This is a genomic window from Terriglobia bacterium (genome assembly GCA_020072815.1).
Lineage (GTDB): Bacteria > Acidobacteriota > Terriglobia > Terriglobales > Acidobacteriaceae > Angelobacter.
This window is the reverse complement of record JAIQGE010000006.1, coordinates 48991-64100: the sequence shown is the minus strand read 5'-3', so window position 1 is coordinate 64100 and position 15110 is coordinate 48991. Positions and strand designations below refer to the sequence as shown.

At 60.2% G+C, this 15110-nt stretch carries 12 protein-coding genes; 6 read left to right on the top strand and 6 right to left on the bottom strand.

Annotation, left to right across the window (positions count from 1 at the left end):
• Window positions 1-173: 173 nt before the first annotated feature.
• The 3 genes from LAO20_09265 to LAO20_09255 form a co-directional block, all read right to left on the bottom strand.
• A complete protein-coding gene (locus tag LAO20_09265) occupies window positions 174-1325 on the bottom strand; it encodes a metallophosphoesterase (GenBank protein ID MBZ5531608.1) in 1152 nt (383 codons plus the stop codon).
• Window positions 1326-1577: 252 nt separating this feature from the next.
• Window positions 1578-2795, bottom strand: coding sequence for a tRNA preQ1(34) S-adenosylmethionine ribosyltransferase-isomerase QueA (gene queA, locus LAO20_09260; protein ID MBZ5531607.1), 1218 nt, complete (start codon window positions 2793-2795; stop codon window positions 1578-1580).
• A gap of 196 nt (window positions 2796-2991) precedes the next feature.
• Window positions 2992-3192, bottom strand: coding sequence for a cold-shock protein (locus LAO20_09255; protein ID MBZ5531606.1), 201 nt, complete (start codon window positions 3190-3192; stop codon window positions 2992-2994).
• Between the two features lie 205 nt (window positions 3193-3397).
• On the opposite strand from LAO20_09255, the gene LAO20_09250 reads away from it, so the two are divergent.
• From LAO20_09250 to LAO20_09240, 3 genes are all read left to right on the top strand, one after another.
• Entirely contained in the window at window positions 3398-3778 is a 381-nt protein-coding gene (locus LAO20_09250; GenBank protein MBZ5531605.1) for a holo-[acyl-carrier-protein] synthase, read from the top strand.
• A gap of 58 nt (window positions 3779-3836) precedes the next feature.
• Complete coding sequence (locus tag LAO20_09245) at window positions 3837-6311, top strand: hypothetical protein (GenBank protein ID MBZ5531604.1); 2475 nt, start codon at window positions 3837-3839, stop codon at window positions 6309-6311.
• Window positions 6312-6415: 104 nt separating this feature from the next.
• Window positions 6416-7489 carry an MlaD family protein gene (locus LAO20_09240; GenBank protein ID MBZ5531603.1) on the top strand — a complete coding sequence of 358 codons (1074 nt, stop codon included), beginning with the start codon at window positions 6416-6418 and terminating at the stop codon, window positions 7487-7489.
• 17 nt (window positions 7490-7506) lie between these two features.
• On the opposite strand, the gene LAO20_09235 is transcribed toward LAO20_09240, so the two are convergent.
• On the bottom strand, window positions 7507-7932 hold the full coding sequence (locus LAO20_09235) for a hypothetical protein (protein MBZ5531602.1): 426 nt from the start codon (window positions 7930-7932) through the stop codon (window positions 7507-7509).
• Between the two features lie 41 nt (window positions 7933-7973).
• Window positions 7974-9470: a hypothetical protein gene (locus LAO20_09230; protein MBZ5531601.1), complete on the bottom strand. Its 1497-nt coding sequence runs from the start codon at window positions 9468-9470 to the stop codon at window positions 7974-7976.
• A 224-nt stretch (window positions 9471-9694) separates the two neighbouring features.
• On the opposite strand from LAO20_09230, the gene LAO20_09225 reads away from it, so the two are divergent.
• Window positions 9695-11755 carry a M13 family metallopeptidase gene (locus LAO20_09225; GenBank protein ID MBZ5531600.1) on the top strand — a complete coding sequence of 687 codons (2061 nt, stop codon included), beginning with the start codon at window positions 9695-9697 and terminating at the stop codon, window positions 11753-11755.
• Between the two features lie 192 nt (window positions 11756-11947).
• On the opposite strand, the gene lipA is transcribed toward LAO20_09225, so the two are convergent.
• Complete coding sequence (lipA, locus tag LAO20_09220) at window positions 11948-12880, bottom strand: lipoyl synthase (GenBank protein ID MBZ5531599.1); 933 nt, start codon at window positions 12878-12880, stop codon at window positions 11948-11950.
• Between the two features lie 193 nt (window positions 12881-13073).
• Here lipA and hemE point away from each other — a divergent pair, with 193 nt between their 5' ends.
• Together hemE and hemH are read left to right on the top strand one after the other, a co-directional pair.
• Window positions 13074-14129: a uroporphyrinogen decarboxylase gene (gene hemE / locus LAO20_09215; GenBank protein MBZ5531598.1), complete on the top strand. Its 1056-nt coding sequence runs from the start codon at window positions 13074-13076 to the stop codon at window positions 14127-14129.
• Between the two features lie 35 nt (window positions 14130-14164).
• A complete protein-coding gene (gene hemH / locus LAO20_09210) occupies window positions 14165-15109 on the top strand; it encodes a ferrochelatase (protein MBZ5531597.1) in 945 nt (314 codons plus the stop codon).
• Window position 15110: the final 1 nt, after the last annotated feature.

Genomic DNA, 15110 nt, shown 5'->3' with positions numbered 1-15110 from the left:
GTCCGAGTCATGTTTGTGTATATCAAGCCAGCGAGCTAATTTACAACTAGTATTTCAGGCAATAGTAAGTGCCTTAGTAGCTAGATCGTCCAAGGGGTAGTTTCTTGCATGGTAGCTCTAAGAACAATAGCTTTCCATCGGTTCCATTTTGGAACTGCGGACTAAGGATTTTCTTAGGTCTGGAGCTTGTCGCTCAAGGTAATCAGCACAATCTCCGGTCGTGTCCCCAGTCGCATCGGAGGACCCCAGGTCCCGGCGCCGTAGGAAGTAAAGATCTGCAAGTTTCCCAGCCGCTGCAAGCCGTAAATGAACCTGCCCCAGACGCGCCCGGCGATCCATGTATAGGGAAAGAACTGGCCGCCGTGGGTGTGTCCGGAAAGCTGAAGCGAAATTCCTTCATCCAGGCTGATGGGCAATTGCACCGGCGCATGCAACAGCAGGATGCTCGCGCGCTCCTTGTCCAGTTGGGCGTGGCGAAGCACAGCGCGATAGTTTTCCGGATGCCCGGCATCGCTGTAGTTCACGCCGACGAGCTGCAGGCCCTCGACTTCAACTTTCTCGTTGTGCAAGAAATGCACGCCGGCCCGGACCAACGGCGCCAGATATTCCGTATAGCGATAAAACTCTTCATGGTTGCCGGGAATGGCGAAAACGCCCAGAAAGGATTTGGCGTGCGGCGATGCTTTGGCCTGTGCGGCGATGAACTCTGCCCACGGCTGAGCCAGCTTTTCAAAATCTGCGGACATACCGTCATACAAATCGCCGGCGATAAGAACGATGTCCGGCTGCAACTCCGCCAGCTTGCTCACCACGCGCCGGACGAACCTTCCGTTGCGCACGTGGCCCAGATGGAGGTCGCTGACCATGCCGGCGGTGCGTCCGCGCCACTGCGGCGGCAGGTTGGGCAGCTCAACCTTGATGCGAGTCACCCGCAGCCAGGACGCGTTGACCACGGCAAAGGCCGAAGTAAGAATCGCCGCGCCGAAAAGCGCGTCAGCAATGTAAGCGCGCGGCCACCCCAGCCCGGCCAGCCGGGCAGCGCCATACACCATCCAGCACAACAGTGACGCCCATAGAAAATAACTGGCCACGCCCAGCCACAGCGCGGCGAGCCGGTAGAACCAGCGCACAAGAAAGCTGTGGGAGTACCATCCGCGCAGCGAAGCCAGCACAAAGCTGATGGAAAGCAGTCCCAGAGTGATCTTCATGGCCGTGGAAGACGCGGCCCCGCCCCAAAATCGAGACCACGTTAGGTACAGAAAAAAATGGCCAAGGAAAAGTATGGATTGCACAATGCTGATGAAGACCGTGAGCTGGACACGCACCCTGGATAATTCCTTAAGACGAGAATCTATGATTGCCTACAGCATTCAGCCTACCATGCCACCATCCACGAGCCGGTCGCGGACGGCCAATCAGTGGTTCAGGGCGTACGCGGCCACTTGTTCGAGCATCTTGTCCAAATCGGTTCGCGTCAGCAAGCGGCCATCCAGCACGACGGCCCAAATTTTGCGGATATTTTTGATGTCGGCCAGGGGATAGGCGTCCAGCAGGCAAGGCGGTCAGTATAACGGGCGTCACTCCACAAACATGCAGTCGCCGTAAGAAAAGAACCTGTAGCGCTCACGCACTGCGTGTTCGTAAGCGCGCAAAATGTTTTCCTTTCCCGCAAATGCTGAAACCAGCATCAGCAGTGTGGACTTGGGCAGATGGAAGTTGGTGAGCATCGCTCCCACCACGCGAAATTGAAAGCCGGGATAGATAAAGATGCCGGCTTCGCCGGAACCGGGCGCGATGCGGACGGGCGCTTTGCTTTCTGCGGACGACGTGGCCGGGCCGCCACGAACATTCGCTGCGGGACTTCGCTCCGCGGCGGTTTGCTGCTGCAAAGCAGCAAATTCTAAAGCCCGAACCGTGGTGGTTCCCACGGCCACCACCCGGCGCTTCTCTTCCAACGCGCGGTTGATCTGTGCCGCCACAGCTTCTGAGATATGAAAACTCTCGCCATGCATCTTGTGGTCTTCCACGCGCTCAACATGTACGGGCTGAAACGTGCCCAGGCCCACGTGCAGGGTGATCTCCGCGATCTCCACGCCGCGATTGCGGATGCGCGCCAGTATCTCCGGCGTGAAGTGCAAGCCGGCGGTGGGTGCGGCCACGCTGCCGGTCTCGGCGCGGCCGGCGTAAACGGTCTGGTAGCGCTCCCGGTCTGCGGGCTGGTCCGGCGCCTGATCTGGCCGGTGGATGTAAGGCGGCAGCGGCACATGGCCGAGCTTTTCAACCACGGCAAAGAAGTCCGCGACCGGACCAAAGCGCAGGGTGCGTTCGCCGAACTCGCCGCGCGCCGTGATCTCGGCGGCCAGTTCAGCGCCTTCTCCCGCAGCCGGCGAACTCGCAGCCGGCGCGGCCGTCCCACCGAAGTAGATTTTCTCGCCCACGTCAATCTTTCTTCCGGGACGCACCAGGGCCTGCCATTCGAACGGCCCGACTTGCCGCGTCAACAGGACTTCCACGCGTCCCTGCAGAAACTCCTTGGCAGCCGGGTTCCGCGGACTCACCGGCTGGGCGTGGGCGCCGGCGCGCCGGCCAAAAAGCCGCGCCGGAAAAACCCGGCTGTTGTTGACCACCAGCAGGTCGTCGGGACGGAGGAGATCAGGGAAGTCGGCGAACTTGCGGTCTTCATACCGGCCCGACTCGCGCCACAGGTGCAGCATGCGCGACTGGCTGCGCTCAGGCAGAGGCTCCTGCGCGATGAGTTCTTCGGGGAGATGGAAGTCAAAGTCGGAAACCAGCACGAGGAAATTATAGGACTCGAGAAAGCCTTAACCACAAAGGGCACGAAGGAACACAAAGGAAGCATTCATGCGAAGGCCAGAGAGCCGCCGCGACTTGGCTTTCCTTCGTGCCCTTTGTGGTGAAATTGCCTTCCCTAGCGCCCACAAAAATAAAGGGCAGCCCGCAGGCCGCCCTTGTTAAGAAACTCTTGAAGCTTTACAGCAACTGCACGTTTTCTGCTTGCCAGCCTTTGGGGCCTTTGACGACACTGAACTGCACGGGTTGTCCCTCTTTCAGGCTTCTGAAGCCGTTCGCCTGAATAGCGGAAAAGTGGACGAAAACGTCCTCGCCGTTTTCCCGGGAGATAAAGCCATAGCCCTTAGCGTCATTGAACCACTTAACTGTTCCTTGTTCCATTGTGTTACACGCATTCCTTGATCTGAATTTGCGCTTTTCTTAAGGTAGTGCAGGCAGGTCGCAGTTGAGGTGCAGTACCGCTGTACAACGCTTCTGAAAAACCGCAGGCGTATTATACCCGCCCATTCGGCCATTGTCTGCATGAAACATCTCTCATCGTAGGCATGCCGTTGGACCTTGTGCTAATGTAACTGAGGACACGCAAATGATTGTAGGGACAGGAGTTGACATCACCGAGGTACCTCGAATCCAGGCCGCTGTGGACCGCTTTGGTGACCGCTTCCTGCGGCGTGTATTCACCCCAGATGAGGTCCGTTACTGCCTTTCCAAGGCCAATTCCGCCGAACGCCTGGCCGCCCGCTTCGCCGCCAAAGAGGCTGGAATGAAGGCCATTGGCACCGGGTTAAGGCATGGAGTGACCTGGCAGGACGTGGAAGTTGTCCACCTGCCGGGTGGGCGACCTTCGCTGCGCTTCTCCGGCGTAGCGGCCAAGTTCGCGGAGCGTCTGGGATGCAAACAGGCCAGCCTGTCGCTGACGCACACCAAGGAACAGGCCATGGCCTTTGTGATTCTGGAAGGGGAATAGCTCAAAGCACGCTCGTCGCAAGTAGTACACTCTTTCGTTCCCGGAAAACCGATCCTCAATGACCCAGACCTCTTCGTCCCCTGACACCGAGCGCCTTCCCGCGCCCAACTCAGCCCAAACCGCTCCCCGCTCCGTGCTGCTGGCGGTGGCGCTGGTCAGCTTTGCCAGCCTGCTGCTGGAGCTGGCCATGACCCGGCTGTTCAGCGTGGTGCTGTTCTATCATTTTGCCTTCTTTGCCATCTCGGTAGCTTTGCTGGGGCTGGGTTCCGGCGGGGTCTTTGCCCACGTCCGGCGCGGATGGCTGGGCCGGTTCGCGACCGGAAACCTGGGGACCGCCCTCTGCATCCTGAACTCGCTGTGCATTCCTGCGGTGGTCTGGGTGGTGCTGCACACGCCGGTGTCATTGCAGGTGAATTGGACGAACTTCGGCAAGCTCACCATCATCTACCTGGCCACAGCCGTTCCTTTCTTTTTTACCGGACTGTTGTTTTCGGTCTTGTTTGCGCGCTCACAACAGTCCATTTCCATTCTCTATGGCGCCGACCTGGCTGGGGGCGCGGTCGCTTGCTTGGCCGTGGTCCCGATGCTCAACAGCATTGGCGCGCCCACCGTCCTGCTCTGCTGCTCCGTAGCCATGGCCCTGGCCGGCTGCTTGTGGGCGGGCGACCGGAAAATGGGCCTCGCCGCGCGCGGGTTGGTTGTCCTGGCTGCGGCCCTGGCCGGCTGGTCGCACTACAGCGGAAAGTTTGACGTGATCTACGCCAAGGGCGTGCTGCGCGATCCCCAGTGGGTGGAGTTCGCCAAGTGGAATGCGATTTCCCGCATTGAGGTCAATAACCAGAATGGCGCGCGCTACGTGGTGATTGATGCCGACGCCACCACGGCCATCATGAACGTGGACCCCGCTAAATGGGGTGAAGACCAGACGTCGACTTTGCCGTCCGGTACCGGGATTCCGGCCGTCGGCGGCTTCAACTGCGCAGCCGGGCAAGGCTGCTTTAATTGGAAGAAGAACCTGATGGCGGCGGCGCCAGCGGTTGCCAACGTGCTGCGCCCGCAGGGAGCATTCGCCATCATCGGCCCTGGCGGCGGCGTGGACGTGCTTCGCGCCGTGGCCAACGGCAGTCCCAGCGTGACCGGCATTGAGATCAATCCCACCATCGTGAACTCCGTGATGCGTGGCCGCTACACGGATTACTCTTATCATCTTTATGACCGGCCGCAAGTGCATATCCACGTGCAGGACGGCCGCTCGTTCATTCGCAGTTCGCGCGAGCAATATGACGTGGTGCAGATGACGCTGGTGGATACATGGGCGTCCACCGCAGCCGGCGCCTTCGCGCTCAGCGAAAACAATCTGTACACGCTGGAAGCCTTCCGCGAGTACTTTGACCATCTCAAGCCCGATGGCATGATCGCCATCACCCGCTGGGAATTCCGCCAGCCGCGTGAAGCCCTGCGCGTGGTCTCCCAGGCCATGGAAGCCCTGCACCAAATGGGCATGTCGGACCTGAGCAAGCATTTCATCATCGTCGCCGACGGCAACCTGGACGAAGACGGCCGTCCCGTGCTGGTGCTGGCCAAAAAGTCTGAGTTCACTCCTCTTGAATATGGCCTGGTGAACCAGCACCTGAACAAGAATCCAAACCTGGTGTGGCTCAATCCTCCTGACGCCGGGCTGACGGCATTGCCGCCGGCCGCAGAAGCTTTCCGCAAGCTCATTGCCTCCAACGACCCTCGCGCCTTCGCCCGCGACTACGCCTACAACGTGGCGCCTGTAGATGACAGCGCCCCGTTTTTCTTTTTTACCCTGAAAACCAGCCATGTGCTGCATAACATCGCCGCCGGCACCGGCAAAGGCATGGACTGGCGGATCAACCTGGGCGTGGTGGTGCTGGGGATGCTGTTCGTGATCTCCTTGATCGCCGTCGCCGCGTTCCTGATTCTTCCCCTCGCGCTGCATCAGCGCGAATCCGCCGGCAGGACCAGCATCGCGGCTCTGCTCTACTTTATTGCCGTGGGCTTTGGGTTCATTCTGGTGGAAGTCTCGCTGATCCAGCGCTTCGTCTTGTTTCTGGGTCATCCCACTTACGCGCTGACCGTAGTGGTTTTCCTGCTGCTTCTGTTCAGCGGCGCGGGCAGCGTGGCGGCCAAGCGCTGGATCTCCAGCAGCGCGCGGCTGCTGCCTTTACTGGGGATGATCGCCGTGCTGGTCGGCTTGCTCTTGTTTCTGCTGCCTGCTCTTTTGTCGGCGACCATCGGCCTGCCTTTCTTCGCCAAACTTCTCATCAGCGGCGTGGTGCTGGCTCCGCTGGGATTCCTGATGGGCATGCCCTTCCCCAGCGGGCTGCGGCTGGTGGCGACCGTGGAGTGGGCCTGGGCCTTGAACGCCGCCGCCAGCGTCCTGGGGTCGGTGCTGGCCATGATCATCGCCATCCATTTTGGTCTCACCGCCACCCTGGCCTGCGCCGCCGCGGCGTATCTGCTGGCCGCCGGATTCTCACGGACGTGGACAACTGCGCGCATCAGCTAGCTGCTCTCCCGCGACCATTCGATGCCGGAACACAACGGTAAACTGATCTGCTTATGGACTTTACTCGCCTTCTGTTATGATTTTTTGCTTAGGACAACACGCCATTGCCTAGCCAAAAACAGCTCAGGTGGTCTGAACTCAAGGTCGGCATCACCGTGATCGTCGCGGCGATAACGCTGGCGTTCTTGATCTTCCTGATGAGCGGGACCAAGGACCTCTTCTCCACCAAGATCACCCTGCTGACCTATTTTGACAATGCTGAAGGCCTGCGTTCTGGACAACCCGTGGACTTGCAGGGCGTGCCCGTGGGCAATGTGACTGCGGTCCGCATCGTAGGCGACCACCCCCAGGCCCCGGTGCAGGTGACCATGAAGATCGCCAAGCGCTACCAGCCGCTGGTCCGCAAAGACACCACCGCTACCGTAAAGACTGCCGGAGTGCTGGGCGAATCCTTCATTGACCTGGACAGCAAAGCGGCCAAAAGACCTGCAGTCGCTAACGGTGATGAGCTGCCCTCCACCAATGCGCCTGATTTGGAAGACGTGGTCCGCAGCAGCCAGGGAACCTTGCAGAACGTTGACATCCTGGTGAAGAGGCTGGACCGCATCCTGGTCCAGGTGGAGTCCGGCAAGGGCACTCTGGGGCAGGTGATCAGCGACCCCACTTTGATGAACAAGCTGAACGCGATCCTGAACCAGGTCCAGGACCTGCTGAACGATGTCAACAACGGCCAAGGAACCATCGGAAAGCTTTTTAAAGACAAGGAACTTTACAGCAAGCTGGATGACACAGTAACCAAGCTCAATCGCATCGCCGACGACGCGGAAGCCGGCAAGGGCAGTCTGGGCAAGTTCCTGAAAGACGAAAGCCTGTACAACAACCTGAACCAGACCGCCGCCAAAGCCAACAAGCTGATGGACGACGTCAACGCGGGCAAAGGGACTCTGGGCAAGCTGGCCAAAGACGAAGAACTCGCCAAGAAGCTGCACAACACCATTGAAAAGCTTTCCGCCATCACGGACCGCCTGGAAGCCGGCGAAGGTACCGCCGGGCGCCTCCTGAAAGACCCGTCGGTGTACAACAACACCGACCAGATGCTGATCGAGACCCGCAATTTGATCAAAGCCGTGCGCGAAAATCCCAAGAAATACCTGACCATCCACTTCCGGATTTTTTGACCCGTGGGGACGCCAGGCTAATCTCCCGGCGCTCGTCCAAAGCCGGGTTCCTTTTCCGGCACGCAGGCCTTCTTGATGGCGTCACAGCGTTCTGTCTCTTTGCATCCGCCTGCTGTGCCATAGCAAGAGCACACGGCTTTGTCTTTTTCATCCAGCACGCCGATGCCCCGGCACGGCTGGTTATTGATGCAAGAGCCGCGAAGGCCGTTGGCGTATTTAGGGCCACAGTCGCCCACGCTGGCCACCGGCCTGGCGTTCACCACAGGCGGGACGGCTTGCCGCAGAGGTTCGAGCTTGGGCGCAACTTCTGAAACCGGCGCGGGCTTCTTCTCGTCGTTTTGAGCGGACTGCTGCTGCCGGCGCGAGCAGCCTGTCGCAATGGCGCAGGCGGTCAGCAGCAACACTAGCCCGCTGCGCAGGACCCGTTCACAATCTTGCATCATGACTCCCTCCTTATTGCGCAAGGCGCCATTCCCTGGCCATGCTAGTAAGAATAGTTGGATTGTTGCACGTGTTGCGCTTCAGCGGTGTACTCCCAGCGCTTGGTGCAGCCGGCAGACGAATCCGTGGTAAATCGCATCCACAGAGAGGATGTGCCCTGCCATCCGGTCTGGATCATCGCGTCGTAGTCGCCCCAATAACCCCGCGTGTCTGAACACACCGGCGCATTTTGCAGGATGTCCACGGGAAAGATAAAGGCGCTGCCGTTTACGTAGCCCAGCGTGGCCCGGGACACGTTCACAAAGTTGGCGTTGCCGTAGTGATAGGCCCACGACGCCTGCCACGTGGGCGGCAAGCCAATGAACCCGGGCCATGCCACCACATCCGGGTTGTAGGTGTCCACGGCGCTCCCTCCCGGACCGCCGCCTTGAAAGTTCCAGCCGGTTACCTGCCAGCAATTGGTCAGCGCGGCGCTACAGGCAGAGGCATCAAGGTACAGATGGCCGTTCGAGCCCATGCGCGTGTACAGGAGGCGAATCGCGTCATTGCCGCCCTCTGAAGCCGCGCCCACGTCGTATCCGAACTGTGGCCCGCTGCGCAACGTCAACTCCGAGCCCTGGACGGTGGTCCCAAAGTCAATGCCGGGATAGAGCGAGGAGGCATAACTTACCGCAACGGGGCTCCCCCAGGCGCCGTTGACCAGATGATTCATGTAGATGTAGTAGTTGCCGTCACCGCCCCTGACCTGGGCCGCTATATAGATTGACCCGTCGCGGCTGGCGCGCAATTTGGCATGAGAAACCGAGTAGAACTTGGGAAAAGGCGTGGGCAGCGGTTGAAAGCTTCCGTTTTCGTTTGGGCTACGGTACACATCAATCAAGCCGGTGGCCACATCCACGTAGGCGGCAAAGACTTCGCCGGCGCTGTTGGAGGCCATGCTGCCTCCGTCGTAAAAGTGCCCTTGCGGCGTGTCCGGGACTCCCGGCACGGATTGCTTGTTGCTGACGCACTGATAATTGGCGAAGGTCGCGCCGCCATCCGTGGACTTGGCGATACAGGCCCCGCCGATGTACGAACTTCTGCCGTCTCCATAATAGAGGTAGCCGTGGATTCCTCCCACGGGCATCTTGGCGCTGGGGACCGCCAGATTGGACATGAAGACCACGTGGTACGAAGCTCCTGAAGTGGCGAGCGCCGGATCGCCCCACAAGACGGCCCAGCCTTTGGGGGGCGACACTTTCCCTCCGTACGTCCACTTGCCGCCGCCGTCGTCGGAGTAGGACCAGCCCATCAGGGACGCGCCGGCGGTCACGGTGCGGTCAAATTGCGCGTAGTTGATGAACTGCTGCTCGTTCGTTTCGTCGTTGTACGCCACCACAATGCGGTTCTGCTGTCCGCCAACATACGAGGTGGTGGCCGCGGTCTCTGACTGGGTCCCACCTGCGGTGGGACTGTCTTGTCCAGTCACGCTGGTGGAATTTGTGCATCCGGCCAGGAAAATCAGGCCCATTAACGCCAACAAGAAGCCAACGGTCTTCACGCAGCTACCTCCTTCAGAAGCGAGATGGCAATCAGCGGCCCGGCGAAGCAGTGCGCAACGCCAAGTCTGAATCATATAGCTAGTGAAAGGACCGTTGCAGGCGTTTCAAGAAAAACTGCGGCGACAGAGCTCCTTGGCGATCTTCCCCGATGTTAGGATAAGGAGTTTCATGCTTTCCAGCGTCCGCGAAAGTGACAAATTAGCTCCTTCGAGGCACATTTCCCATGCGTAAATCTCTGCTCTTGATCGTTGTATGCCTGCTCTCAACTCTCGCCTGGTCACAGGTTGCTGCGGAGAAGAATAAAGCCGCCGCGCCGGCGGACACGGCCAAGCCTGCCTCCAGCCTGGATGTATCCGCGATGGACAAGAGCGCTGATCCCTGCGTGGACTTTTACCAGTATGCCTGCGGCGGTTGGATGAAGAACAATCCCATCCCCGCCGACCAGGCCGCCTGGGGCCGGTTTAGCCAACTCATCGAACGCAACCGCACGGCGCTGCGCGCCATCCTGGAAGAGGCGGCTGCGGCCAGCAAGCGCACGCCCAATGAGCAGAAAATCGGCGACTACTACGCCAGTTGCATGGACGAAGACGCCATCAACAAGAAAGGAATCGCCGTCCTCAAGCCGGAGTTCGACCGCATTGATGCGTTGAAAGACAAGAGCGGCCTGCCGGCGCTCATCGCCCACCTGCACGCGGAGGGCGTCAACGCGCTGTTTGGTTTTGGCTCCGGCCCGGACTTCAAAAACGCCAAGCTGATCATCGCCCAGGCCGACCAGGGGGGACTCTCCCTTCCTGACCGCGACTACTACCTGAAAGATGATGCCAAGTCGCAAGAGCTGCTTAACGCCTATGTCATGCACGTGACCAAGGTCTTCCAGTTGTTGGGCGAATCGCCCAGAGGCGCGACACAGAAGGCCGAGGCCGTGATGGAAATTGAAACGGCGCTGGCCAAGGGGTCCATGGACCGCGTCGTGCGGCGCGAGCCAGCAAACATTTATCACCATCTGTCGTCGGACGAGTGGCAGGAACTGGCCCCGTCTTTTTCTTTGCCCGCCTACCTGGCCACGCTCGATTCGCCCAATTTCAAGAGCTTAAACGTCGTCGCGCCCGACTTTTTCAAGGCGCTCGATGCAGAACTTAAGGACGCCAACCTGGACGACCTTAAAACGTATCTGCGCTGGCAACTGGTTCACAGCCAGGTGCAGGTCCTGCCCACGGCGTTCGTCAACGAAGACTTCGCGTTCTACGGCCAAAAACTCACCGGCGCCAAAGAGCTGCGCCCGCGCTGGAAGCGCTGCGTCAACGCCGCCGACAGCGACCTGGGCGAGGCCCTGGGCCAGGTCTTTGTCGAGAAACATTTCCCGCCCGCCGCCAAGGCCCGCACCCTGGCCATGGTCCAGCAGTTGGAAGACGCGTTGAAAGCGGACATTCAGGGTCTGCCCTGGATGTCAGACGCCACCAAGAAACAGGCGCTGATCAAGCTGGCGGCCATCCAGAACAAGATCGGGTATCCCGCCAAGTGGCGCGACTACACGGCGCTGAAAATTGTCCGCGGTGACGCGCTGGGCAATTCGCTGCGCGCCAATGCATTTGAAGTCCGCCGCCAGTTGAGCAAGATCAACCAGCCTCTGGACAAGCAGGAGTGGCAGATGACTCCGCCGACGGTGAACGCCTACTACGACTCCAGCGAAAATGACATCAACTTCCCCGCCGGCATCCTGCAGCCGCCGTTCTTTGATTTCAAAGCCGACGACGCGCTGAACTTCGGCGGCATAGGCGCCGTGATCGGGCACGAACTCACCCACGGCTTTGACGATCAAGGCCGCCAGTTTGACGCCGAAGGCAACCTGCATGACTGGTGGACCGCCGAAGACGGCAAGGCCTTTGAGCAGCGCGCGCAGTGCGAGGTGGATGAATACAACGCCTTCGTCCCCGTGGCTGACGTGCATTTGAACGGCAAGCTCACGCTGGGCGAAAACACCGCCGACAACGGCGGCCTGCGCATCGCTTACATGGCCTTGATGGCGTCCCTGGGCGCGCAACCTAAACCGCCGGCCAAGATTGACGGCTTCACTCCGGAGCAGCGCCTGTTCCTGGGCTGGGGCCAGATCTGGTGCCAGAACGTGCGGCCGGAGATGTCCCGCATGCTGGCCCAGACCAATGAGCACTCGCCCGGACGCTTTCGCGCCAACGGCGTGGTGCAGAACATGCCGGAGTTCCAGAAAGCCTGGGGCTGCAAAGAAGGCCAGCCCATGGTCGCCAAAAACGCGTGCCGGGTGTGGTAGATGGGGTCGTATTAGCTCGACCTAAATTCATTCGACCACAAAGGACACAAAGGGGCACGAAATCAGAGCTTAAAGGCAGGCCTTCTTGGCGGGAACGGCGAAGTAACCGAATGCTTCTTTCCGCGGCGGGGCCAACTTGTGCGCCGAGCCGCCTGCCACGAGAGCGGAAAGATTCAAGAGCGTTCGAACCCCTTAGGCGGGGTGGAGCGAAGCGACAGAAATAAGCCCCGTGCTCTCCGCCTGCTCATGCGCATGGTATGACGACCGCACCAAGGGGCCGCTTTCCACGTGCTTGAAGCCCATCTTCATGGCTTCCGTCTTCAGGAAGGCGAATTCGTCAGGCGTGTAGTAGCGGGTAATCGGGAGATGATCTTTTGATGGCCGCAGGTACTGGCCGACGGTGAGAATGTCTACTTTTCGCGCGGCCAAGTCACGGAAAACCTCCAGCAGCTCATCCATGGTTTCGCCGATGCCCACCATCACGCCGGTTTTTGAAACCATGCCGGGAGCAAAGCGCTTCACGTTGCTGAGCAGATCGAGCGTGCGTTTGTAGCGCGCGCCGGAGCGGACAGCGCGATAAAGCCGGGGGACCGTCTCGGTGTTGTGGTTGAGCACTTCCGGCCGGGCGTCAATCACGATCTGCAGGCAGTCTTCGCGGCCCTGAAAATCCGGGATGAGCACTTCCACCTGGCAGCCGGGGGCCTGGCGGTGGACCTCGCGAATGGTCTCAGCAAAAATCCTGGCGCCGCCTTCATTGTCGTCGTCGCGATTCACGCTGGTGATCACCGCGTGCTTCAGGCCCAGCGCGGCCACGGCTTCCGCTACGCGGCGCGGCTCGTCCCAGTCCAAGGGCTCGGGTTTGCCTTTGGGGACGGCGCAAAATCCGCAGCGTCGCGTACACAAATTGCCCAGCAGCATGAAGGTGGCGGTCTTGTGGTTCCAGCACTCGCCAATGTTCGGGCACTGGGCCGATTCGCAGACCGTGTGCAGATCGAGCGTGCGCGCCAGCTTTTTCAGGCTGTGGTAGTTGTCGCCCATGGGAGCGCGGGCCTTGAGCCACTCGGGCTTGGCGCGCGGACGCCGCGGCGCAAGGTCAATCTGGACGAGTTCTACCGGGCTGGCCATTCGGTTTGGTCTCTTCTATTGTACGATGCCGCTGGCTGGCGTTGCGATTCGGAGGCACCCACGTGATTTTTGCAACCGAGCTGGCAAGCTCTCCATGTCGTTTCACAACGCCACAGTCACGCTGCCACAGCGTGAAGGAGTCGATTTGCCGCTGTAGTCTGCAAACGCATAAAGATGCTACAGTTTTCAGGTAATGTCTGCTCCCAACTCAAGGTTTGTCCGGGCCTGCCGATGCGAGCCGGTGGACGCCACTCCCATCTGGCTGATGCGCCAGGCGGGCCGCTACATGGCTGAATATCGCACGGTGCGCAAAAAGCACTCGCTGCTGGAGATTTGCAAGACGCCTGCGCTGGCCGCTGAAGTCACCATCACCGCCGCGGAGAAGCTGGACGTGGACGCGGCCATCATCTTTGCCGATTTGCTGCTGCCCCTGGAAGTGATGGGGCTGCCGTTTCACTTTGAGGCCGGCGAAGGTCCGGTGATTGAGCATCCGGTGCGCACCAGCAAGGACGTGGACAAGCTGCGGACGGACCGCGCTGCCGAGCTGGGCTACGTGGCTGAATCCGTCCGGCTGGTGGCCGACCATTTTGGGGCGAAGTTGCCGGTGATCGGCTTCTGCGGCGCGCCCTTTACCCTGGCCAGCTACATGATTGAAGGCGGTGGTTCGCGCAGCTACGTCCTTACCAAGAAGATGATGTACAACCAGACCGCAACCTGGCAGAAGCTCATGCGCAAACTGGTGGACGTTCTGGCCTTTTATGCAGCCGAGCAGGTCGCCGCCGGAGCTGATGTGCTGCAGGTCTTTGACAGCTGGGTGGGCTGCCTGAGCGTGGAAGATTATCGCCAGTACGTGCTGCCCTTCGCCACCGATCTGATCAAGCGGCTCAAAGCGACCGGCGTGCCGGTCATCTACTTCGGCACGGACACGGCCACGCTTCTGCCGTCCATGAAGCAGACCGGCGCTGACGTGATGGGCGTGGATTGGCGCTTCCCTCTGGAACACGCATGGGAGAGCCTGGATTTTAAGGGCGCCGTGCAGGGCAACCTTGATCCGGTCTTGCTCTTTGCCGGACAAGAGGAACTGCGAGCGCGAACGCGCGCCATCCTTCGCCAGGCGGGCGGCCGTCCTGGACACATCTTTAACCTGGGGCACGGAATTCTGCCGGAAACTCCGGTGGAGAACGTCCGCGCGCTGGTGGATTTTGTTAGAGAATTGAGCACGCAGAGTTCTGCTGCGGCAGGACGCTAGAGCAATTTGCGCTGGCGGGTGTCAGGAGCCGCCCTATGAACCGATCAACATCCGCAGTCCTGCTGCTTGCTCACGGCAGCCCGGAATCTCCGGCAGATATCCCGGAGTTCATGAACTACATTACCGGCGGGCGTCCCGTGCCTGACGCGGTGATTGCCGAAGTCAAACACCGCTATGGGCTGATCGGCAAATCTCCGCTGACGGAGATCACCCTGGCCCAAGCCGCCGCGCTTCAGCGCGAGACCGGCCTTCCCGTGCACGTAGGCATGCGCAATTGGCGGCCGTTCATCGCCGACGCCGTCCGCCAGATTGTGAGCGACGGCGTGGAACGCGTCGCCGCAATTTGTCTGGCTCCGCAAAATTCTTCCACTAGCACCGGTCTCTATCGCAAAGCCATGATGACTGAGATGAAGCCGGATATCTCCGTGCAGTTTGTCGAGTCCTGGCATGATCATCCTTTGTTGGTTCAGGCCTTTGCGGAAAAGCTGGAAGCGGCGTGGCGGAACGCCTGCCAGGAATTGGGCGCGCCCGTTCCGGTCATCTTTACCGCGCACAGCGTGCCCATGCGTACCATTCAGGCGGGCGATCCCTATGAGCGCCAGGCCAGCGAAACAGCGCGTCTGGTGGGAGCAAAAGTTCCCGGACTCGCTCCCGAGCTGCAGCGCTTCGCTTTTCAAAGCCAGGGGATGTCCGGCGGCCCGTGGCTGGGCCCTACAGTGGAAACCGCGGTGCTCGAGTTGAAGCGGCAAGGGCACCACGGCGTGCTCATGGCGCCCATCGGTTTTGTTTGCGACCACGTTGAAGTTTTGTATGACGTGGACATTGGCTTCCGCCAGTTCGCCACCGAACTAGGTCTCAAATTCTGGCGCACTGAGTCGCTCAACGCATCGCCAACGTTGATCAAGGCATTGGCCGCGCTGGTGGCATCCTGCTTAGCCGCGGCGACGCAAAACCAGGTCGCGTCCAAACCGGTTTCCTAGA